15 protein-coding genes are annotated in these 22,129 nt (G+C 34.1%); all 15 read right to left on the bottom strand.

Features of this window, described 5'->3' with window-relative positions; all coding sequences use genetic code 11:
* Window positions 1-213 precede the first annotated feature (213 nt).
* A complete protein-coding gene (locus IPJ23_11095; GenBank protein ID MBK7631225.1) occupies window positions 214-678 on the bottom strand; it encodes a hypothetical protein in 465 nt (154 codons plus the stop codon).
* Window positions 679-932: 254 nt separating this feature from the next.
* Window positions 933-3,092 (bottom strand): S8 family peptidase, encoded by a 2,160-nt coding sequence (locus IPJ23_11100; GenBank protein MBK7631226.1) that lies wholly within the window; start codon window positions 3,090-3,092, stop codon window positions 933-935.
* Between the two features lie 70 nt (window positions 3,093-3,162).
* Complete coding sequence (locus tag IPJ23_11105) at window positions 3,163-3,351, bottom strand: hypothetical protein (GenBank protein MBK7631227.1); 189 nt, start codon at window positions 3,349-3,351, stop codon at window positions 3,163-3,165.
* 52 nt (window positions 3,352-3,403) lie between these two features.
* The gene (locus IPJ23_11110; protein MBK7631228.1) at window positions 3,404-3,583 is read right to left on the bottom strand and encodes a T9SS type A sorting domain-containing protein; all 180 of its coding nucleotides are present in this window, start codon (window positions 3,581-3,583) and stop codon (window positions 3,404-3,406) included.
* Window positions 3,584-5,848, bottom strand: coding sequence for a VCBS repeat-containing protein (locus IPJ23_11115; GenBank protein MBK7631229.1), 2,265 nt, complete (start codon window positions 5,846-5,848; stop codon window positions 3,584-3,586).
* 5 nt (window positions 5,849-5,853) lie between these two features.
* Window positions 5,854-6,237, bottom strand: coding sequence for a hypothetical protein (locus IPJ23_11120; GenBank protein ID MBK7631230.1), 384 nt, complete (start codon window positions 6,235-6,237; stop codon window positions 5,854-5,856).
* 17 nt (window positions 6,238-6,254) lie between these two features.
* Entirely contained in the window at window positions 6,255-8,894 is a 2,640-nt protein-coding gene (locus tag IPJ23_11125) for an SBBP repeat-containing protein (protein MBK7631231.1), read from the bottom strand.
* A 75-nt stretch (window positions 8,895-8,969) separates the two neighbouring features.
* Complete coding sequence (locus tag IPJ23_11130; GenBank protein ID MBK7631232.1) at window positions 8,970-9,218, bottom strand: SBBP repeat-containing protein; 249 nt, start codon at window positions 9,216-9,218, stop codon at window positions 8,970-8,972.
* 46 nt (window positions 9,219-9,264) lie between these two features.
* A complete protein-coding gene (locus tag IPJ23_11135; protein ID MBK7631233.1) occupies window positions 9,265-9,798 on the bottom strand; it encodes an SBBP repeat-containing protein in 534 nt (177 codons plus the stop codon).
* Window positions 9,799-9,906: 108 nt separating this feature from the next.
* Window positions 9,907-10,809: a T9SS type A sorting domain-containing protein gene (locus IPJ23_11140; GenBank protein MBK7631234.1), complete on the bottom strand. Its 903-nt coding sequence runs from the start codon at window positions 10,807-10,809 to the stop codon at window positions 9,907-9,909.
* Between the two features lie 227 nt (window positions 10,810-11,036).
* On the bottom strand, window positions 11,037-11,177 hold the full coding sequence (locus tag IPJ23_11145; GenBank protein ID MBK7631235.1) for a hypothetical protein: 141 nt from the start codon (window positions 11,175-11,177) through the stop codon (window positions 11,037-11,039).
* A gap of 203 nt (window positions 11,178-11,380) precedes the next feature.
* Entirely contained in the window at window positions 11,381-11,989 is a 609-nt protein-coding gene (locus tag IPJ23_11150) for a helix-turn-helix domain-containing protein (protein ID MBK7631236.1), read from the bottom strand.
* A gap of 44 nt (window positions 11,990-12,033) precedes the next feature.
* Window positions 12,034-15,597: a hypothetical protein gene (locus IPJ23_11155; protein MBK7631237.1), complete on the bottom strand. Its 3,564-nt coding sequence runs from the start codon at window positions 15,595-15,597 to the stop codon at window positions 12,034-12,036.
* Window positions 15,598-15,827: 230 nt separating this feature from the next.
* Complete coding sequence (locus IPJ23_11160; GenBank protein MBK7631238.1) at window positions 15,828-17,816, bottom strand: T9SS type A sorting domain-containing protein; 1,989 nt, start codon at window positions 17,814-17,816, stop codon at window positions 15,828-15,830.
* A gap of 154 nt (window positions 17,817-17,970) precedes the next feature.
* Window positions 17,971-21,903 carry a response regulator gene (locus IPJ23_11165; GenBank protein MBK7631239.1) on the bottom strand — a complete coding sequence of 1,311 codons (3,933 nt, stop codon included), beginning with the start codon at window positions 21,901-21,903 and terminating at the stop codon, window positions 17,971-17,973.
* Between the last annotated feature and the right edge of the window lie 226 nt (window positions 21,904-22,129).

Below are 22,129 nucleotides of genomic sequence, written 5' to 3' on the forward strand. Positions count from 1 at the left end.
GAGTGTTAGGATTATTTTTACTACTATAAAATTTTTTAATTTCTTTCTTCGAAATATTTGGATCAAGTTTATTAAGTCCATAGTAAGTCCCAATAATTATTCTGCCAGAATTATCCTGGGTTATTGATCTTATACTTTGGGATGAGAGACCATAAGGAGTTTTATCATCTCTATTCCAGGTTTCAATTTTTCTTGTATTCGGATTTAACTTAATTACACCCCTGCTTCTTGTACCAATCCAAATATTTTTTCATCATCTTCAAATAGAGCAGTGATGCTGCTCGTAGTTCCATTTTTATTCTTGAAAACCCATCTAGAAAATTTTTCTGTTACCAGATCAAATTGATTTAGAATACCATCTTTAGTTCCAATCCAAATAGTTCCCCTGCTATCCTCCATCAAGGCCCAAATCGAATTGTCAGATAAACTTGTAGAATCATTTGGGATATTCCGGAAGACTTTGAAATTGTATCCGTCGTATCTGTTTAATCCATCATCTGTACCAAACCAAATAAACCCGGTTCGATCCTGAATGAGAGTATTTACATCGTTGTTGGACAGACCGTCTTCAACAGTAAGATGATTAAAAGTAATTGATTGGGGGAAAATTTCTGTTTGAAAATAAAACCCAGTTATAATTACTATTATTATGTATAAAGTTGTACGAGATTTTAACATAATTGTAAGAAATATACATAAACTGATCAGATCTAGGAAATACTTTTTTAATGGATAATAACTGGAATACGTAGCTCAAAATTTTGTTCAGGGGAATTTAAAATAAAAAAGTCCCGATAAATCAGGACTTTTTTTTGGCTCCGCAAACTAAAATCACTTAGAACTTTCTTTTCCAGCAATAAAGAGCTATTTACTTACCAGTACTGTGTTAAAATGTTGGCTGGGAGGTAAACTCCCAACCAGCTTTTACCCTACTATTTTATTAAAATCATCTTCTTAGTGTCAACAAACGAACCAGCTGTTATTTTGTAAAAATATATTCCACTTGCTAATTGAAGATTGTCGACTGAAGACTTAAATTCAATTTCATACCTTCCTGCTTCCCTATATTCATCAACCAAAGTTGCAACTTCAGTACCTAGTACATCGTATACTTTTAATGTTTGAATACCGGCAACTGGTGACTGCCAACTGATTTTTGTACTTGGATTAAATGGATTTGGATAGTTTTGTGTTAACTCATATTTGGTTGGCGAACCTAAATCAATTTCAATTACTTCTGAATATTCATATTGTCCATCATTATCTATTTGTTTTAATCGGTATAAATATTTATCAGCAACCAGATTCATATCTTCAAAAGAATAATTCTTTGTTGAATTACTGTTCCCATTTCCTTCAACAAAGCCAATCTTTTCCCACGCTTGGCGCTCAGCGCTTAGCGCAAAGCGTTCTACTTCAAATCCATAATTATTTATTTCAGTTGAAGTACTCCAGCTAAGTTTAACTAATGATCCGATTGATTTGGCTGAGAAAGAAGTTAATTCAACTGGAAGTTCACTCTCGCTACTTGCTGCATTAATATCTAGTTTACCATAACCCCAGGTGTTATTTGGAACAGAACCGGTGAATGAATCAGTAAAAGAATTATCCTGAATTGCGTTGTAAATCTGAAGCGGAGTTGCACCTGGAAATTTTTGAAGAAGCAGAGCAACTGCTCCAGCAGCTATTGGTGTAGCCATACTAGTACCTTGCATTACATAATAATTCGCATCACCGCCCACAACTCCATCATTATCAACCCAAAAGTTATTTGGTGTAAATAATACATCTCTATCACGGATAGAAATTATTGCTGAGCCGGGAGCAGTTATATTCGGCTTTAATAAACCGTCAATTCGTGGTCCACGACTTGAGAAATAAGCAATATCATTTAACGAGCCAACAATCGAGTAGCTTATATTACTGCCAATATAATTTGTCCAACTACTGCTGGATGTGTATGCACCAACAGCAATGCAATTATCTGCTGAAGCCGGCTGACCGATAGTATAAAATGGATCCGGTGTTTGAAATGATACCCTGGCTCCCCATCTATCATAAATATGAAATGGTTGATCAACATTTGACGTGTTTACAACTTTTAGATAATAAGTGCTGTTACCGGAAAGTACATAAAATCCATAATTTGAAAATTGAGACTCAGTTCCCCGGAAACTTTCTGTCGTGGGTTCTGTTGTTATGCTTCCTAATGGTGCAAAACTTGAATTATAATAATTCAGCGTTAGATTATTCCTTGCTGCTCCATCACTCCAGACTAAGTTAAAAAAGAGTGCTGTATTATTTATACCTGCATTGGTAACATTTACTCTGATAAAATCTGTTTCACTATTTGCACTTACTGTTCCTGAATAATGTCTTCCATTATTAGCTTCATTTCCTGCAGACATAAAAACCGGAACACCTTGCGAATAAGCCCAATCTACTGTCTGCTCTTCTGCCGATGAACCATCGTGATGCGCATACCATCCACCATAACTCATTGTAATTATATCAGCATCAAACGTATCTACCGCAGATTGAATTGCACTAATGATAGCTGCGCTGGTTGCACTACTATTAGCATCGCTTCCAATTTTTAAGAAAACTAAATCAGCATTTGGCGCACTACCTTTATATGAACCACCACCATTAATAGTATTTGCTAAGGAAAGAGTTCCGCGTCCTAAAACAGATCCTGTTACATGAGTTCCATGTCCGCTAACGGTATTTTCAACTATACTATCAATAGAAGTAGGATAGTTAGAGTAATCCCTTTTTTCGATTGTACTTGGTAAATCAGGATTTAAAGGATTTGTATCCAAACCCGAATCAAGAACAGCTATTTTTACACCGGTACCTGTAAAACCGGCATTCCAAACTAAATCTGCTTTAATGGAAGTAGTTGCCTGATTATTGTTTGGTTCAAGCATAGTTTCTGCTGAACCTACTTTTATAACAAAATTTTCGCTTAATAATATATTTACTTTATCAACCGGAACCTTAGCAATCATAAAACCATAAGGATGATTTTCCAATGGAGGAATCCAGGATTCAGGGAAGAGTTCTGCACCTGCGTTTTCAAGATTAAGCATTTTATCAACAGATGGCTTTTCGCTGAAGTAAATTGTTAATAGAATGTAATCTAATTTTTCATCTGCAACTTCAGGATTTAATTGCTTTAAATATTTTTTTTTCTTTTAATTGTTCAAACACTTCACTGCTAGTAATTTTTGATGCTAATTCTAACTCGATAATACTCTCAGAAGAATATGGAACTAGTATCTTTTGCTGTGCAAGGCTCTGAAATGTAAATGCATATATAATTGGTATTAGCATTAGAAGATTTTTCATAGTTATCCTTTTTAAATTATTTAAATATCATTTTAACGTACTGGATTTATAGTTATTTAATTAATATCATCTTCTTAGTTTCAACAAAGCTTCCTGTCTGCAATCTGTACAAATACATTCCGCTTGCAAGGTTGCTTGCTTTGAATTGAACCGTATGATTTCCTGCAGGCATCTCCTGGTTAATTAATGTTTTAACCTGTTCGCCAAGAATATTATAAACAGCAAGATTTATTCACACCGATTGAGCAATTGAAAACTCAATTGTTGTAGAAGGATTAAACGGATTTGGATAGTTTTGCGACAAATCATAATCTCTTACTGATAATATTTCTTCTTCTGATTGGTGAATACCGGTAGGTATCCAGCCAGCATTAAGATAGATGTAAAAACTATCGCTTTGAGTTAGTACCGCAATATCAGGAAGGTTATCATTATTTAAATTTCTGTGCAGGATCGTAAGCGCATCACCACTGAATGTATTTCCACCAACGGGATTACAGGCAACTATAGACTCAAAGTTACCCAAACCATCATTCAATAAAATCGAAATTTCTTTGCTTGTTGTAGCATAAAGAATGTCAACATCGCCATCCAGATCATAATCCATTGAGGTGAAAGTAATCGAACTTCTGAAATCATCTGTCTTTATTCCCCGCATGCTTTCCAGAAAGGGAGTGCTGCCATCATTGTCTAATAAAACAAGAGTATCAGCAGCAAAAATAGTGTTCCATTTACCCAGCATAATATCGTTATAGTTATCTCCATCAAAATCATAAACATCTAAGTTTGCGTGTAGGGGACCCGAGCCGCCGTGATTCGTATTATAGACAACTGCATTTATAAATACATTTATATCCGGCAGGATGTTTTCGTAAACACCAATCTCTTCATTCACAAAATCTTCAACTATCAAATCAAGCTTGTTGTCATTGTTCATATCAGAAAGCTGGATTGTTGCTGGATGATCGAGGCCAGTGGGCTGTGAGGGTTCATATAACATAAAATTTCTGTTACCTGAACCAAAGTACATTGAAATATGACCGGTTTGAACTCCGACAATTCCCAGATGAGATTGAACAATATCGAGATTACCGTCATCATCAATATCAGCAATGTCAAAATCGGTTGCCGGAGGTGGGCTATAGTTAACACCAACCATTGGCATTTTCACTGGCGCTGTGAAATTGCCGCCGCCTTCACCATATCGGACAAAAATCGTATCTGACAAACATATTAGATCATTCTTATTATCCGCATCCAGATCAGCTATTTTAACAACAGTTGGGCTTAGCCCAAATTCAAACTCGGTTGTTGATGAGAAGTTACCGTTGTTATTCCAATGGACAGAAACAAGATTCGTTGAGCCACCAAGAACTACTGCAATATCTGAATCGCCATCACCATCAAGATCACCTGCCGCAAAATTAATAGGGTTATCACTTAATCCTACAGCAATTCTATTGCTAAACAAATGAGGAGGAGAACCGTAAGTTTCATCAGCACCTCGATACGGAGAAATAGCATCGCGGATCTGTCCATCAAAATCAGTTGTTACTCCCGCAACCGGTATTCCTTTCAATTCATCATCACCAATAGAACAAGCAATCAAATGCAGATCTTCATTCGGGTTTTTGAAGTCGGGCATTTTGCTAAATGAATTTAAGTTCATATTACTTGCGTCTTGCAAATCGGTAAGCGCGCTATATTCTACTCCATTCCAATTAGCCAAAACACTACCATTAGTAAAAAGGATATTGTAATCCATCATACTTATAGACTTTGAGGGATTCGGAACAATTACTGCTTTTCCAGGACCCGTATGAATAAAAAAGTTATTGATAAGAGAAAGATCACTATTAGGAGTAAATGAACCCGGAGGATCAAATCTTAGAGCAGCCCCATTGTTTTGTGTCCCGTTTGCTACAATAGTATTGTGGGCAACAATAAGTCCATTAGCATAAACACCTAATCTTATACCACTTCCTGTACTAACAGTGTTTACCATTACCATATTATTTGCGACAACACCACCAACAGGAGTGCTTTGATAAGTATCAAGTAAAACTATGCCGTAGTACTTTACCAATATTTTATTGTTACTTACCTCCACCTGCCCGGTGCAATAATCGAGACGAATTCCAGTCTCAGCCAAAGGAATATTAATTTCATTGTTTTCAATTCGAGGAGAATCGAAGGAACTAATAATTATAGCACGATGACCTGGATTTGACTCAAAGGTATTATTACTGATTTCAAAGCCCGAATTATTTGTACTGCCGGTTATGGATAAAAATTTAATTCCATTACCAAAACCATTAAAGCGGTTTCCGGTAATAACAATATTTTTCAAACTAGGTGGCGAAGATGTTTTATAAACATCAATAACACCCGAACTTTCTGACTGATTGGGAATACTTAAAAAAATGTTATTCTCAATTCTTATATCCTCACATAAACCAATATTGAATGCCAGCACATTGCCTTTCCCATCAGTCACATTAGCTAAGTTGGCATTAAAGGTAATATTTTGAACCGAAGATAATCTGCGGCATCTATTCGGATTACATAATTAAAATTAATCCAGTCCGGATTTTCAAACTGCCAGATAACATCTTCAGCAATTCCTGTTTCAGATTGAAATGTAATTGTATTAGAACTGCTCGCACCAGAAATTTCTGGTATTATTACTTGCTCTTCGTAGGTTCCAGGACGGATATTAAAAACTACTGCGCCCGAAACGCCGCCATTAACTAATGCATTTACAACATGACTCAAAGAATCAAAATTTGATGATGTGCCGCCTATGGTGTAATTACCACTTAGTGGCTGTGAAAAAATTCCGGTTGTTAGTCCTGCAAAAAAGATTATTGATAGTAAGGTTTTCATAATTATATCCTAAGATGTTATTTTAAAAGCAGCATTTTTTTAGTCTCAACAAAGCTTCCTGCCTGCAATCTGTACAAATACATTCCGCTTGCAAGCTTAGAAGCATCAAATGTTACTTCATACCTTCCTGCTTCTCTATACTCATTGATTAATGTTGCAACTTCATTTCCAAGTATATCATAGATCTTTAATGTTTGATGACTGCCAACCGGAGACTGCCAACTTATTTTTGTAGATGGATTAAATGGATTTGGATAGTTTTGTGCAAGATTGTAGCTATCTGGTGTAAACAGTGAGCCTTGATCATCAGCGGTACCTGTAACCTGATTACTTAAATACAATGTATCATCTATGGTTCCATCGTTACCGATATCAACAAGTACTTGAAGCTCACTATTTGTTAACTCTGTCCAATTTGGAACAAATGTGTGTGATGAATTTGCAGACATAGGAATATTAAAATCACCAAACCTTCCGAATTCGTTTTCAGTTACATAGTTTAGTTCAATATCATAATCTTTAGCTGATCCATAAGATATTAATTTAATTTTATTGCTATCCGGGTTTTCAATTTTAACTGAATCGTTCTGTGCAAGTTCTAATGAGCGTGCAACAAATAATTTTTCCTGCGTGGTTTCATTAATTAGATTTAGCAGTTTAACTGTTTTTGTTTGTGCATCTGGATTTGCAACTGAAACTCCGCCATCAAAAAATAATCTATCTGTTTCTGTTTGATCTGCTCCGTTTCTTTCGTACAAAAATGATTTATTACCTGTAAAGAAAAATGTTGCAACTGTGTCCTCAATAAACTCATTCAATACAATAGAGTAATTATCTGCTGGAAGTGTATAACCATACGGAGGTGTTTCGCTTCCATTGTCAAAAACAAATGGTGCTGAACCAGGAATATCTAATTGAATTAAATTATTAATAAATCCTGTCTGGTTCCCTACGTTATCCTGAATTTGAATTGAAGCAGAAGTCGTATTATTTATTTCTAATACATCCTGATCAAGAATAAATGGTGATTGTTGAGCAACACCTTTTGCAAATGTTGGATTTACTAAGTATTGCTCTGTTGGGTTTCTAAGATAAAACCATTTATTTCCGCCCCATCCTGGCCAGTCTGGAGCTGCCCAAAAACCATTTCCAACTAAAGAATTAAGCTGGATATGATTATTCGAATTTGGATTTGAATTATCATATATCTGAACATAATATAGTCCATCAACAGTTGGATCATGTTTTAATCCATAAGCTAAAACTGCGTGACCGCCACCACCTGGACCATTGTTATTGAAGCTTAGTGTTCTAATTTCGGCATTGTCCTGAGACAGCATTTCTTTTAGATCATTTAAAGTTTCATTTGGAGTTTTATTTAGACCAATAAGGGTTCTTAATGCTAGGTGAGGATTACCCGTTTGATGAGTAAATAGCTCGTTTATTACTCTTTTTACACCAGCATTAGAAACGACCGTGATAGGATTAGTGATTGTCGGAAAATTTAGATATTTAATTTGAAATTGTTCTCTGTGACTAAATGCCAGTGCATTGGCCACAGCGATACCAAAACAGGAACCATTCCATTTTCCTGGGAATGATTCAATCCACCATTTTAATGTTGCCGTTGGTTTATACCATCCGTTTGCCACAGAAAAATAACAAGCATTTAAGGTAAAAGTATTTACCCAGGAGATCCAATCCATATGTGCATAGCTAGGCCTTTTAAAAAAAACAGAATCTCCTTGTATCTGAGAATATTGTTGATTAGTAAATGGATCTATTCCCTGATAATCAAACTGACTATACCAGAGTGAATCCCACACATCTGCTCGTGTATTGCTAAATCCCCACTGGTCTCTGTTTTTTCTGTACTCATAATAAGTTGAATCAGCATTCAATCTTGTTAGCACATAGGGTTTAATTCTGAAAATATCGCTTTCAATTTTTTCTGTCGGGTTATCAGCATTTTCAATTATTATTTTTGATCTGAAAGAAAGAATTGTATCCGGCACATTCCAAACAAATTTAGAATTTACATTTGGAATACCTTGAGCAATTATTATTTCTGATTCAATTGGAGTTTCAAAATTGGTTTTGCATTTAATATTTACAGCATTCCATCCTGCATCAACCCACTTGATTGTATCGGTTTCACCTGAAATAAATTTACTGAATGGAGTTGGTTTTGTGATTTTAAGAAGTGGTGTTTGGGAATATTTTATTGTTGCATAGTCATATCCAGAGGTTATTGGTATTCCAACGCTAAAGCCAGTAACATATACATTACCTAAATTATCAACCTTTACTGCAGTACCATAATCATCATTACTTCCCGTTCCGTCATATATTTCAACCCACTGTTCTACACCAGCAGAATTATACTTAACTGTTGCATAGTTATTTGCAGTTCCGTTTTCATAGCTAACCCCCGTTACATAGATATTCCCACTATTGTCTATGGCGATTGAGTTTGCTTTGTCATCTCTATTTCCAATTCCATTATATCTTTGCAACCCATTGCTCAACACCATCAGAATTATATTTAACTGTTGCATAGTCACTAATGGTTTCACCATAACTTGCCCTGTAACATAAACATTAGCCTCATCATCAACCGCCATGGATGTTGCTATATCAATCAAAATTCTTTCCATTACATCTTATTTTTGAACCCACTGCTCAACCCTGAAGAATTATACTTCTATTGCATAATCATACACGTTTCCCTTCTAACTATCACTAATAATATTCCCCGTAACATAAACATTACCTTCATTATCAACTGCTATGGAACTTGCATAACTGGAACTATGATTCAAGTCGTTATATCTCTGCACCCACTGCTCGATACCAGCAGAATTATATTTAATTGTAGCATACTCATAACCATTATTATCGCGGTAACTTACGCCAGTTACATACACATTACCTACATTATCACATACAATTGCAACAGCTTCATCATAGCTATTATCCAATCCATTCCCATTGTATGTTTGAACCCACTGTTCAACACCCCTTGAACTATATTTGATTGTAGCATAGTCGTAATATCATTGATACATTTCCAAAACTGTAACCTGTAACATATATATTACCATCATTATCAACCGCAATTGATTTTGCTCTGTCATCTCCATTTCCTGGGCTATTATATATTTTAACCCACTCCTGAACACCATCAGAATTATATTTAATGGTGGCGTAATCATTTCTTGTTCCGCCTCCAAAAATATTACCTGTTACATACACATTGTCTTCATTATCTATTATTATAGACGTTGCCTCATCAAACCCATTTGCTGTTCCATTATATCTTTGCACCCACTGTTCAACTCCAGCAGAATCGTATTTAATTGTAGCATAATCCCAGCTTGTTGAGCCTCCAAAACTACGCCCGGTAACATATGTATTACCTTCACTATCAACTGCTAAGTCTGTTGAAATATCATTTAAGTCTCCTGGTCCGTTATATCTTGCAACCCACTCTTCTGTAACCTGTGGTTTTATTGCTGTTGCTAACAATAGAATAGAAAGAGTAAAAAGCCATTTATTCATTTTGCGTCCTATCTGGTAATAATTAAAATTGTTTTTTATTCGTAATGTGTTTTTACTATAGTCTATAAAATATTTTTATAATTGGGACAGTTTTGTTCACTGCCTGGTTTACTTCATTAAAATCATCTTCTTAGTTTCAACAAAATCACCAGCTTGCATTTTATAAAAATAAATTCCAGTAGTAAGCTTAGAAGCATCAAATGTTACTTCATACCTTCCTGCTTCTCTATACTCATTGACTAATATTGCAACTTCATTACCTACTACATAGATCTTTAATGTTTGATGACTGCTGACTGGTGACTGCCAACTGATTTTTGTAGATGGATTAAATGGATTTGGATAATTCTGTTTTAAAGAATAATCTAAAGGAATATCTGTTATATAACTTTCTTCAACATCAGTAATAACATTTACATTAACACGAAAAAAGAAACAAAGACTTGCATACTCTGCTTCCTCAATAATATAAACGTGATCACTACCTGCAGTTGTTCCTAAAATTGTCGATTCAATAGTACCTACTCCTGAAAGAGGAAGTGTTAAATTCGAAGGTGTAATACTAAACCAGGAAACTGAGTCTTTTTCTGCAAAGCTATAGAGTCTTGTACTACCTGGCACATAATTATTCAGACAGCTGAAATTTCCAAAACCATTCCAATATAATGTGTCAATTTTTGAAATCGTCTGTCCTTGGTTTAACTGATATGACTGAACAATAGCTGAAGTTGGGTTTTCTGTAACTGAGAGGGTAATATTTGTATTATCCCAATTGCCATTTAGATCCTGAATTACTGCATCGTAAATTCCCGGCGTCTGAGGAGCAACAAAATTAAATTCTACTCTAACAATATCGCTGCAAGAACTTGATGTAAAACTTGATGGAGTAATGGAAAGCCAGGGAACGGTATTTGAAAATTGTAAATTTGCAGTCTTTGTTCCACCATCTGACCAATAGTAATAGTTCCCTTTAAATATTTGCCCAGGAAACAATTCAAGTTGATAAATCAAATTAACATTACTGGGTGTGTCGATTCCTTTTTCCAGTTCGGAACTTAGCGAACCAAACCCCGAGTGATTTTTTCTACACTTTGTGAAAATGTTTGACTGGCAATAAAAATTAAGATAAATAAAACAAAATATCCTGCGCCCTTCAATTTTGAAGTAATCCAGTTAAAATTTGTCATAAACAACTCCTTGTTTTTTGATTTTCGGTTGAAATTCGTTCCTTGTCTTTGTCAATTAAAAACATTGGCTATTATCATAACAAAAGACACCAGAATTACAGCTGCGATTATTATTATAGCAATCGTCATCTTTTTAATCTGAGTTTTTATTTGATCATTATTTTGCATCATTTGTATTGATAGACTTTTCATATAGTTTCTGTTTTTGTGTACAAAAGTATTTTAATAGGTAAGTCCGTGCGCTTGGAATTGTAACATTCTCTTGCTGTTTTGTAACATTTTGTTGGAAATTAGATTATCTAGGGGGTTTTATCAGAAACCAAGCATACTAAATGTTATAAACTGAAAGGGGAAAATCATGTTACCATTTAGAAACTAAGATCACCCAGGATCACTTAGCGTATATAATTTTGCCTATTTGAATAGTCTGTTGGTGTGCAATTAAACTGTTTGGAAAAAGCACGGGAAAACTGAGAGGGACTGCTGTAACCTACTTCGAATGCAATTTGGGTAACCGAAAGTTTCTTTTCAGTTAGCATTTTTGCAGCTTTATTGAGCCTGAATGACCTAATGAAATCGCCCGGAGTTTGCCCGGTAATTGCCTGTAATTTTCTATGCAGCTGCATTCGGCTTAGAAACATTTCTTTTGCAAATGCTTCTGTATCAAAATTAATATTATCAAGATTTTTTTCAACTAGCGAAAAAGCCTTCTGCAAAAATTCTTCATCAAGCGGATTTATTGTAGAAATTTGTTTCTGCTCTATCGCTTCTTTAGCAAACTTTTCTCTTAGTCGTTTACGCTGTTCAAGAAGATTTTTTATTCTTACAAATAATTCTTTTGAGTTGAATGGTTTTGTAAGATAATCATCAGCACCGGTTTCGAGACCCTGTATTTTGCTTTCTCCGGAAGCTTTTGCTGTAAGCATAATAACCGGAATGTGGCTTGTAAGAAAATCTAATTTAATTTTACTGCAGAATTCCATACCGTCCATTTCAGGCATCATCACATCGCTTATGATTAAATCCGGTATTTTCTCTTTTGCAATGTTTATTCCCTGTTTACCATTAACTGCTTCAAAAGCACATAATCTGATTTAAGTAAATCAAGTAGATACAAACGAACATCCGAAGAATCCTCAACGATTAAAATCGATGGTTTGTTATTTATGACAATTTCTTCATCAACTCCTTCTGATTCTAAAAGATTATTTCCTTGAAAAGGATTATTTATTTCCATATTGATTTTGGGATCATCAATAACTTCTGATTTTACCTTTTGATTTTCAGCCAGATAATTATCCCATAACGGAATTCTTAAAGAAAATTGCGTCCCTTTATTAATTTCACTGGTAACAGAAATATCCCATTTATGCAGATCTACTAATTCTTTAACAAGTGCTAATCCTATTCCTGAGCCGCCGTAAGTTCTTTGATTTGAATCATCAACCTGATAAAAACGATCAAATATTCTATCAAGTTTTTGTGCTGGTATTCCAATTCCTGTATCGGAAATTTTTATCTCAGCATATTCTTTTTCATCTAAAAATATTTTTACAACATCAATGGAAACTTCTCCACCTTTAGATGTAAACTTTAATGAATTACTAAGCAGATTGTTGATAATTTTTTCCAGCTTATCGGAATCAATCCAGGTTGTTAATGAATCCTCAGTAGTATTAAAAGAAAGATGGATGTTTTTATCATCAGCAAGTTCTTTAAAAGTATAAGCCAATCCTTGTATATGCTTTAACAGATTTTGCTTCTTAGCTTTTAACGAAATAGATGCAGCTTCAAGCTGTGTAAGCTCAAGTAATTGATCGATAAGAGTCTTTAGATTTTCTGTATTGCGATAAATCATTTTGAATCGTTCAATATTTTTCCCATTCGATTTATCTTCCATCAATTGTTCAAGTGGACCCTTTATTAACATAAGTGGTGTGCGGAACTCGTGTGAAAGGTTGGCAAAGAAACGAGATTTTGTTTCATCAAGCTCTTTTTGTTTTACTGCCTCATATTCCCGCATTCTCAAAACACTTTTTAATTTTGAACGATTTAATTCAAATCGTCGTATTGTATATAAACCCACAATTATAATTAACACATATAATATGTAAGCCCAACTAGTAGCCCACCAGGGTGATTTTATTATTACAGAAAGTTCGGCAATATGTTCATTCCAGATACCATCAGCATTGGTTGCTCTAACTTTAAATTTATATTTACCAGCGCCAAGATTTGTATATGTAACAAATCGTCTGCTGCCGCTGTTTATCCAATCCGCATCAAATCCCTCCATCATATACGCATACTGAATGGATTGCGGTGAATTAAAATCTAAAGCAGCAAATTCAAATGAAAAAACATTTTGACTATGCTCAAGAATAATCTCTTTGGTATTAGTAATATTATAATTTAATGGAGAGCTTTTATCAGGGATAACAGATTCATTAAAAATTTTAAAATCGGTAATTACTATAGGAGTTTTATATGTTGATAATTTTAAATGCTGAGAATCGAAATAATTTAGACCTGATGTGCTCCCAAAAAGCATCATACCGCTTTTAGTTTTTAAAGAAGCAGCAGTATTAATATCTGAACCAATTATTCCATCCGCTTTTGTAAAATTTGTAAATTTATTTTTCTTTATATCAAATAACGTTATACCGGAATTTGTACCCAGCCATAGGTTTCCATCAGCATCTTCCAAAATTGCTTTAATGGATTTATCTGCTAATCCTTCTTCTATTGAATACTTAGTTATTTCAACAATTATTTCAAATTTTTTATTTTGTTTAATTGAGTTTGTAACTAATAATTTATTTAGCCCCTCATTTGTTCCAACCCACAAAATAATTTTACTTGGATCAGTTGTTTGACCGTTGTTTTTAGATTCAACAATTGCATAAATACTATTACCACTAATACTGTTTAATTGATTATCGTCAGCAAGCCATCTAATAAATTTTCCTTCGCCCTCATCAATAAATAAATTAAGACCACCACCATTTGTTCCAACCCACATTCTGTTTTTGCTATCGCTATATATCGTCCAAACATCATTATGACTAATTCCGTTTGGATTATTATTTGCAGTGTTCTGCCAAAGTTTAAAGTCTCCTGTAACACTATTGAGCTTTGCAAGACCTAATCCCCAATAGCCAATCCATAAATTATTCTGACCATCAAAAAATAATGATTTATTAAAAAGCACAGATTGCGTTTGTAATTTTTTGTGATCAAACTGTTGTTTTATAATTTGATCTTTTTTTACATCAAGAAACATTAATCCCGCACCGTATGTACCAACCCATAAATTGTCAGAACCTTCAGAGGTTAATGACCAGATATGAATACCATCAAGTTTAGCGTATTTTTTTAAAAATGTAGTTCCATCAGTATTACTGGTTTTATATAATCCATTATTCGTTCCAAACCAGATTGTTCCATTGGAAGTTTGAGTAATCGCTGTTACATTTTTATCTCGGAGTTCGCTAAAATCAAGCAGCCCAAATTTATTAGAAAGTATGTTATTAAATTTTGTGCTTTTTGAAGAGAAGTAGTTCAACCCATTATCTGTTGCAATCCATGTTACACCAGACTTGTCTCTAAATATTTTATTAATCTGGTTGCTGCTTAAATAATCGAAGCTATTTTTCTGAGATAAATATCTTATTGTTTGGCCAGTGCTCTCATTTATTCTAAGAAGACCTGCATAAGAATCAATCCATAATATTTTTTCATCTCCAATCATTTCTTCGATTACATTTCCTGCTGCAAACCCGAACTGTAAGTTTTGTGGATTTGAGATCTGAATTCGTGAAAATGTATTTGTAGCTGAATGATAACTATTTAAACCGTCGGCGGTGCCAATCCAGATAAGATCAGGGTTATAATCTGATTTTGATATAGACCAAATAAGATTATTACTAATGGTATTTGGATTATGAGAATCATTAAAGAAATGAGTGAAGTAATTTTTTGATTTTTTATAATTGAACTTATTAAGTCCAATGTAAGTACTTATTAATAGATTCCCCTCAGTATCTTCAATAATTGATGTAACGTAATTATTGGATAGTGAATATTTATTTTGAGGATCATTGCGCCAGATTTCAATTTTTTCTGTAACAGGATCAAACCTATACAAGCCGCTTTTATAAGTTCCAACCCAAATTGCTCCGAATCGATCTTCATATATGGCCGTGATGCTGTTTTCTTTTACAAATTCAGATTTTATTTCCCAATGGATAAACTTATTAGTTTTGGGATCATAACGATTTAACTCACCACTCTTTGTACCTATCCAAATAAAACCAGTTTTATCTTCATACAGTGTCCAAATACTATTATCAGATAATGATGTGGGGTCATTAGGTATTTTACGATAAATTTTAAAATTGTACCCGTCAAAACGATTCAAACCATCATCGGTAGCTAACCAGATAAAACCTGTCTTATCTTGAATAATATCAAATATCTGATTATTGGATAAACCATCTTCGATTATAAGATGTTTAAAAGGAATATTCTGAGAGAAAGCAATACCAGTTGTAAGGAGTAGTATTACTATTTTGTAGAGTTTTAATAATATAACAGTGTTCCTGTTTAGCATCGTTAATAAAGTTCGATAATAATATAGAAATAGGCTTGAAAGAAAGATAACACTGAAATATAAAAGTCTTTATTATAACTAAAAAACCCCAGAATCTTTATCTGGGGTTTTAGCTCCGTAAATTAAAGTCGTTTAGAACTTTCTTTTCACACAATAAATAGCTAATCAGTTTTCAACACTGTAGTAAGACATTGGCTGAGAAGTAAATTCCCAGCCATCTTATATCAAACCTATTTCATTAATATCATCTTCCTAGTTTCAACATACGAACCAACTGTTATTTTGTAAAAATATATTCCACTTGCTAATTGAAGACTGCCGACTGAAGACTTAAATTCAATCTCATACCTTCCTGCTTCACGATATTCATTAACAAGTGTTACTAATTCATTTCCGAGTAAATCGTAAACCTTTAGAGTTTGATGACTAGCAACTGGTGACTGCCAACTAATCTTAGTAGTTGGATTAAATGGATTGGGAAAATTCTGTTTTAAAAGAAAAGAAGTAGGGTTTCCAAATTCAACTTCGATTTCGTTTGAATATTCAAATGCACCATCGTTATCGATTTGTTTTAATCGGTAAACATACTTTCCAGGTTGTGATTCAGAATCGATAAAAGTATATGTTTTTAATGAATTAGAATTACCATTGCCCGCAACAAAACCTATTTTTTGCCAGCTTGGATTTTTTTCAGACATTCTTTCAATTTCAAAACCATAATTATTTACCTCGGTCATCGTAATCCAATTAAGCTCTACTGTAGAACCAGTTATGGAAGCACTGAAAGATGAAAGTTCAACCGGCAAAACTCCATCCTGAAAAATTCTTTGCGCATAAATGTCTAATCCGCCTGTTCTCCAATCAGTCCAGACTGCTATTGCTCCACCCTGTCCATCGGTTGTAATTTTCTGCTCATTCTGAATATTGTTAGCAGTGCTTACAGCTACTCCACCGGCATTCCACTGTATATTTCCTGTTGAGTCAATTTTTTGTGAAAAAAGATTATAATCAGTAAATGATGTATTGTCTGTCCAATTAATTATCACTCCACCAGAACTGTCTCCAATTACCTGAAGGTCGAATGGTGAAGTATTGTCAATTTCGTAAATGGGAATGCCTTTGCTTGTCCAAATAAAATCCCCATTTGAATTTACTCTCTGTGCATATATATGAAGTCCATTTCCATTTCTTTCATCGAGCCAGGTTAGTATAGCGCCTCCTGAATTATCAGAAGCGAGAGCAACTCCGCCTTCAAGAATACCTATTGAATCTGAAATTGCCACCCCGTTTGCAACCCATTGTGTTACTCCCGAAGAATTAATTCTTTGGGCATAAACATCCGTACCTGTCCCGCTTCGCTCATCATCCCACGCAATAATGGCACCGCCATTGCCATCAGTACAAATTTTGGGTGTTATGGTGGTAGATTGGTTAGGGCCCGGTGAACAAATCTCCACTCCATTAGTAGGCCATTGAACAATTCCGTTACTATTTATTTTTTGTGCATAAACAGTTGACAATAGATTTCCGACTGGACCTAAATCGCTGTGAAAAGCCACGATGGCGCCGTTACTAAAATCTGAAATTAGCCTGGCAAGGTATTGTTGATTTGCGGCAGTAGAAATTGGGACGCCATTTGAATTCCATAACAAATTACCACTATTGTCAATGCGTTGTGCATAAATATCGCTGGTAGAACCGGATCGATAATCTTCCCAGACAATTATAGCTCCTCCTGATCCATCGCTAATTACATCATTAACAAACTGATAATTAATATCGTTACAAACGGCAATTCCATTTGTTGTCCATAAAACATTTCCACTTGAATTTATGTGTTGTGCATAAACGTCCAAATTCGGAAATCCATTTCTTCTATCATTCCACACAACAATTGCCCCGCCTGCACCATCATTAATAACAAATACATCTGTCTGATATCCGGCAGCAGTGCAAATGGCTACTCCATCGGCAGCCCACTGAACTGTGCCCGAGGCATCAACTTTCTGAGCATAAATATCATTGTTAAATGTATTGGCTCTGTCATCATCCCATGCCATTATAGCCCCACCACTTCCATCATTAACAATTGCTGGTTTTCCCTGAATATTTGGTGCGGTACAAATGGGTGTATTTACTGTTGGATCATTTGACCACTGAGCATGAGTTAACGAATAAATAAACAGGACTAGTAAGAGATATAAATATAACTTTGTCATTTTTACTCCTTAAATCTTTAAATGTATTAGCTATTTAAGGAGCAAAAATATTTGATTAGCAATGAGATTTATATCAGAAACGTCTCAAATTTTATAAGATATATCTCATTCAATACTTTATGGAAGATTATTACGGAAGTATTAGCACTATCAACTATTTGGTGTGTTGCTTTTTAAATTCGAGCGGAGTTTGTCCATAGAGTTCCTGGAACATTTTTGTAAAATAAGCCTGACTGCTGAATCCCACTCGATAGGCGATTTCTGCAATATTGCCCGCATCTTGCTTTAATAATTCCGCGGCTCTCTGTAAACGGAAATTTCTGATAAATTCTGATGCGGATTGATTTGTAACAGCCTTTATTTTTCTATGAAGCTGTGCACGGCTCATTCCAATTTCATCACATAAAATTTCAACTGAAAAGTTTTCATTGGAAATATTACTTTCTATTATTGATGTTAGTTTATCAATAAAAACTTTTTGAATTGATGGAACAATAACATTGGCAGGTTTAACCAGCATCTGAGTTTGATATTTTTCCCGCAATTGTCTGCGGATTTTTATAAGATTCCTAACACGGATTTTCAATTCATCTGAATTAAATGGTTTTATAAGATAATCATCGGCACCGGTTTCAAGTCCTGCAAGTTTATCTTCTATTGCCGCTTTCGCCGTTAAAAGTATAACAGGAATGTGATTAGTTTTTTCACTCGTTTTAATCTTACTAGATAATTCATAACCATCCATCTCCGGCATCATTATGTCGCTGATAATTAAATCAGGGATCGTTTCTTCTGCAAGCTTTAATCCTTTCACACCATTTTCAGTTTCAATTACAAAATAATTATCCTGCAGATTTTCTTTAATCATTTCACGAAGATCAGGATTATCTTCAACAACCAGAATTATTGTCTTGTCTTCAATTTGTTCGCCGCCATTCGGATTAATCTTCGATGCAGTATCAACATAAACAACATCCTTTTTGCTTTCACTGAGAATTGCATTCTTCGCATCATTCAGAATAATATTCTCTTTTTCTGTTAGTTCTACTATTTCACTTTCACCCAAATGATTTTTACCCAATGGTAGAAGGATTGTAAAAGCTGTTGTGTTGTTATTACTCTCAACTTCAATTTTACCTTTATGAAGTTCAGCGTATTCTTTAACCAAAGAAAGACCGATTCCTGTTCCTTCAAAATTTCTGGTGCCCGTATCATCAACCTGATAAAAACGATCAAAGATATTTTTAATTTTTTCTGAAGGAATTTCAATGCCCGTATTCACAAAAGAAATTTTTACACTATCACTTGATTTTGAAATTCTAACGTCTATCTTTTCATCTATTGGACTAAATTTGATCGCATTCGAAAGTAAGTTGTAAAAAACCGTCTCAAGTTTTTTCTTATCATAAAAAACAAAAATTTCTTCTTTCGATTGATTATCATCAACCGGAACACTATTAAAAGTAAGTTTTTGATTTTTTTGATTTGCCAGCGAAGAAAATGAAGCCGTTATACGTTTAAGAAATTTTACAATATCGCTCTCAGAAGCTGTTAGTTTTACATTCCCGGATTCAATACGTGATAATTCTAAAAGTTGATTTATTAATTGAAGAAGCCTTGAAGCATTTCTTTTCATTACAGCCAATTCCTTATCATCAGAATTGTTTTCCATTTTGCTTTTTAGTTTTTCCAGAGAACCAATAATTATCGTTAGTGGCGTTCTGAACTCGTGGGAGATATTTGCGAAGAATCTTGATTTAATCTGATCAACTTCCTGAAGTTTTTTTGATTCAAACTCTTTTAATCTCAAATTATTTTTAAGCTTAACCCTATTAAGCTCATATCGTCTTATAGCTACGAATCCAACTGCGGCCAGAACAAAATAAACTAAATAAGCCCACCAGGTTTTCCAGAAAGCCGGGTTTACAACAAAATCAAGTTTGGCCGGTTTGCTCCAGTATCCAAATTCATTCATTGCTTTCACTTCGAAAGAGTAGCTTCCACTTCCAAGATTTGTGTATTGAACAGAATTATTTTTGTTTTCAACCCAATCCTTGTCAATTCCAGTTAGCCGGTATTTATATATCATTTTATTCGGTGCTGAAAGATTTATTCCAGTAAAATCAAACTTTAAATAATTTTGGTTATACTCTAATTGGGGTGATTTAATAAAATCTTGCAGCACAATGTCTTCATTATAAATCTGCAAAGATGTAATGTAGATTTTAGGAGGCATTTTATTTTCAACATCTTTTTGTGGATTATATTTTACTAATCCATTTGAAGTCCCTACCCAAACATAACCATCATTATCTATGTATAATGATTTATCTAAACATAAGTTTGATGGTAAACCTGATTCGGCATCTATTATTCTAATTTTTGTGACGTCCTGAGAGAAATCAATAATATTTAAACCATTATTAGTTGATGCATAAACTTTTCCATCATCCGAAATTGCAATTGCTTGAATCGAGTTACTTGAAAGCCCACTTCTTATATCCATCACAAAAACCGAATCATCCTTTAACATATTTAATCCGCCCTGATCGGTACCCAAATATATTGTCCCATCTTTGCCCTCAGCGATAACATTAACGGTTAGATCTGATAAACCGTTTTTATTATTGAGAGTTTTAAAAGAAGAATTTTTATAGACTGAAACACCCCTGCCATTTGTTCCAAAATATGTGGTGTTATCTTTGCTTACAAGAATTGATAAAATATAATCATCAATTAATCCGTCCTTACTTGTTAAGTTGGATATTCTTCCATTTTCAATAAATACTACTCCGAATCTGGTAGCCGCAAGAATTTTTTCATCGGGCGTTTCAACCATATCCATGATGTATGTATCAATCAGACCATTTTCCTTTGTGAGTTTTTTATTTGTGCCGTCGGATAAAATATTTATGCCATATGTTGTTCCTGCATAAACAATTCCGCTTTTGGATTTAATAATACGTTTAACAACATTGCCGTAGTTATAATCTGCCATGCTCAATACTCTTGCCTGAGAATTTGCATCGACGACTAAACCATTATGAGTCCCAAAGAAAAATTCTGAATCTTGATCCTGATAAATTGACCATACTTTATCGGAAGGAAGACCTGTGTCTTTATTGAATATTTCAAGTCTGTCTGGATGATGAATATCTATTCCGTTACCATAAGTTCCTATGTACATAGTTCCGTAACTATCTAAAAATAGACAGCTGATTTCATTAAAAGAGAGACCATTGTTTACACCAATTAAGTCAATTTTATTTTTGTTTTTTATTATAACTCCTTCATCTGTGGCAAAGTAAATGTTTTCACTATTTTCACTTATGATTGAAGTACAACTTGAATTTCGGCGGCCCCATTTTTCATTCATAAAGTCTATTTTTTCTTCCTTAAAAAGATGAATTCCAAGATTTGTTGAAAAGTAAATTGACCCATCAAGGTTTTCGAAAAAGTAATAAACATTTTCGTTTACCAGGCCATCTTTATAAGAATAGTTTTTTAGCTTACCATTTTTAAAAGTATAGAATCCTCCCTGGAACGTTCCTATAAAATAAGTGCCGTCCTTACTCTGAAATATTTCATAAACATCTTTGTGATTTAAATTATCTGGACTTATCCATTGCGAGAACTTTCCATTTTTTAGAATAGATATATTCCCGTCTTTTCCACCAACCAATATGGTTCCATCCTGCAGAACTGAAACGCACAACAACCAATTTGTTGCAAGACCATTAGTCGAATCGAGAACAATAATTGATTCATCTTTAATTACATTTAAACCCCCGCCATAAGTCGCAACATAGATTGAACTGTCAGAACCAATTGCTAAGTCCTTAATTCGGGATGAAGATAAACCGTTATGTTTATGAAAATTGACAAAATTAATTCCATCCCATCTTGAAAGACCATCATCAGTTCCTATCCAGAGATAACCCTGCTTGTCTTGTTCAATTGAATTTACGCGATCATTCACCAATCCATTTGCACTCGTTAAGTGCTTGTGGATTTTGATTTGTCCAAACAAGTAACCCTGGGCGAGCAAGGAAACAAATAATAGAAATACAACTACAGATGATTTCATTAATTTTAGGTACACTTAATTATAATAGAATTGTTTAACTCAAGATAAATCTATAAAAGAATAAATAAAAAATCCCAACTATTTTTAAATAACAGAGATTAAAAATCGACTCAAATAATAAATTTATTTGAGTAAAAGTCTTTGACCAAAAACTAACAAGGAGGATGATATTCCTTATCTCAAGGAATTAACCTGCCTACAGTTTATATAAAAAATCCCGTTTAAA

The sequence above is a fragment of the Ignavibacteriales bacterium genome, assembly GCA_016709765.1.
Classification (GTDB): domain Bacteria; phylum Bacteroidota; class Ignavibacteria; order Ignavibacteriales; family Ignavibacteriaceae; genus IGN3.

Coding starts and splice junctions, on each gene's coding strand:
- IPJ23_11105 (MBK7631227.1), bottom strand. CDS start 3,351: ATGAAAAATCTTCTAATGCTAATACCAATTATATATGCATTTACATTT.
- IPJ23_11150 (MBK7631236.1), bottom strand. CDS start 11,989: ATGATGCCTGAAATGGACGGTATGGAATTCTGCAGTAAAATTAAATTA.
- IPJ23_11125 (MBK7631231.1), bottom strand. CDS start 8,894: ATGGAAAGAATTTTGATTGATATAGCAACATCCATGGCGGTTGATGAT.
- IPJ23_11145 (MBK7631235.1), bottom strand. CDS start 11,177: ATGAAAAGTCTATCAATACAAATGATGCAAAATAATGATCAAATAAAA.
- IPJ23_11120 (MBK7631230.1), bottom strand. CDS start 6,237: ATGAAAACCTTACTATCAATAATCTTTTTTGCAGGACTAACAACCGGA.
- IPJ23_11165 (MBK7631239.1), bottom strand. CDS start 21,903: ATGAAATCATCTGTAGTTGTATTTCTATTATTTGTTTCCTTGCTCGCC.
- IPJ23_11135 (MBK7631233.1), bottom strand. CDS start 9,798: ATGAATAAATGGCTTTTTACTCTTTCTATTCTATTGTTAGCAACAGCA.
- IPJ23_11095 (MBK7631225.1), bottom strand. CDS start 678: ATGTTAAAATCTCGTACAACTTTATACATAATAATAGTAATTATAACT.
- IPJ23_11100 (MBK7631226.1), bottom strand. CDS start 3,092: ATGCTTAATCTTGAAAACGCAGGTGCAGAACTCTTCCCTGAATCCTGG.
- IPJ23_11155 (MBK7631237.1), bottom strand. CDS start 15,597: ATGCTAAACAGGAACACTGTTATATTATTAAAACTCTACAAAATAGTA.
- IPJ23_11160 (MBK7631238.1), bottom strand. CDS start 17,816: ATGACAAAGTTATATTTATATCTCTTACTAGTCCTGTTTATTTATTCG.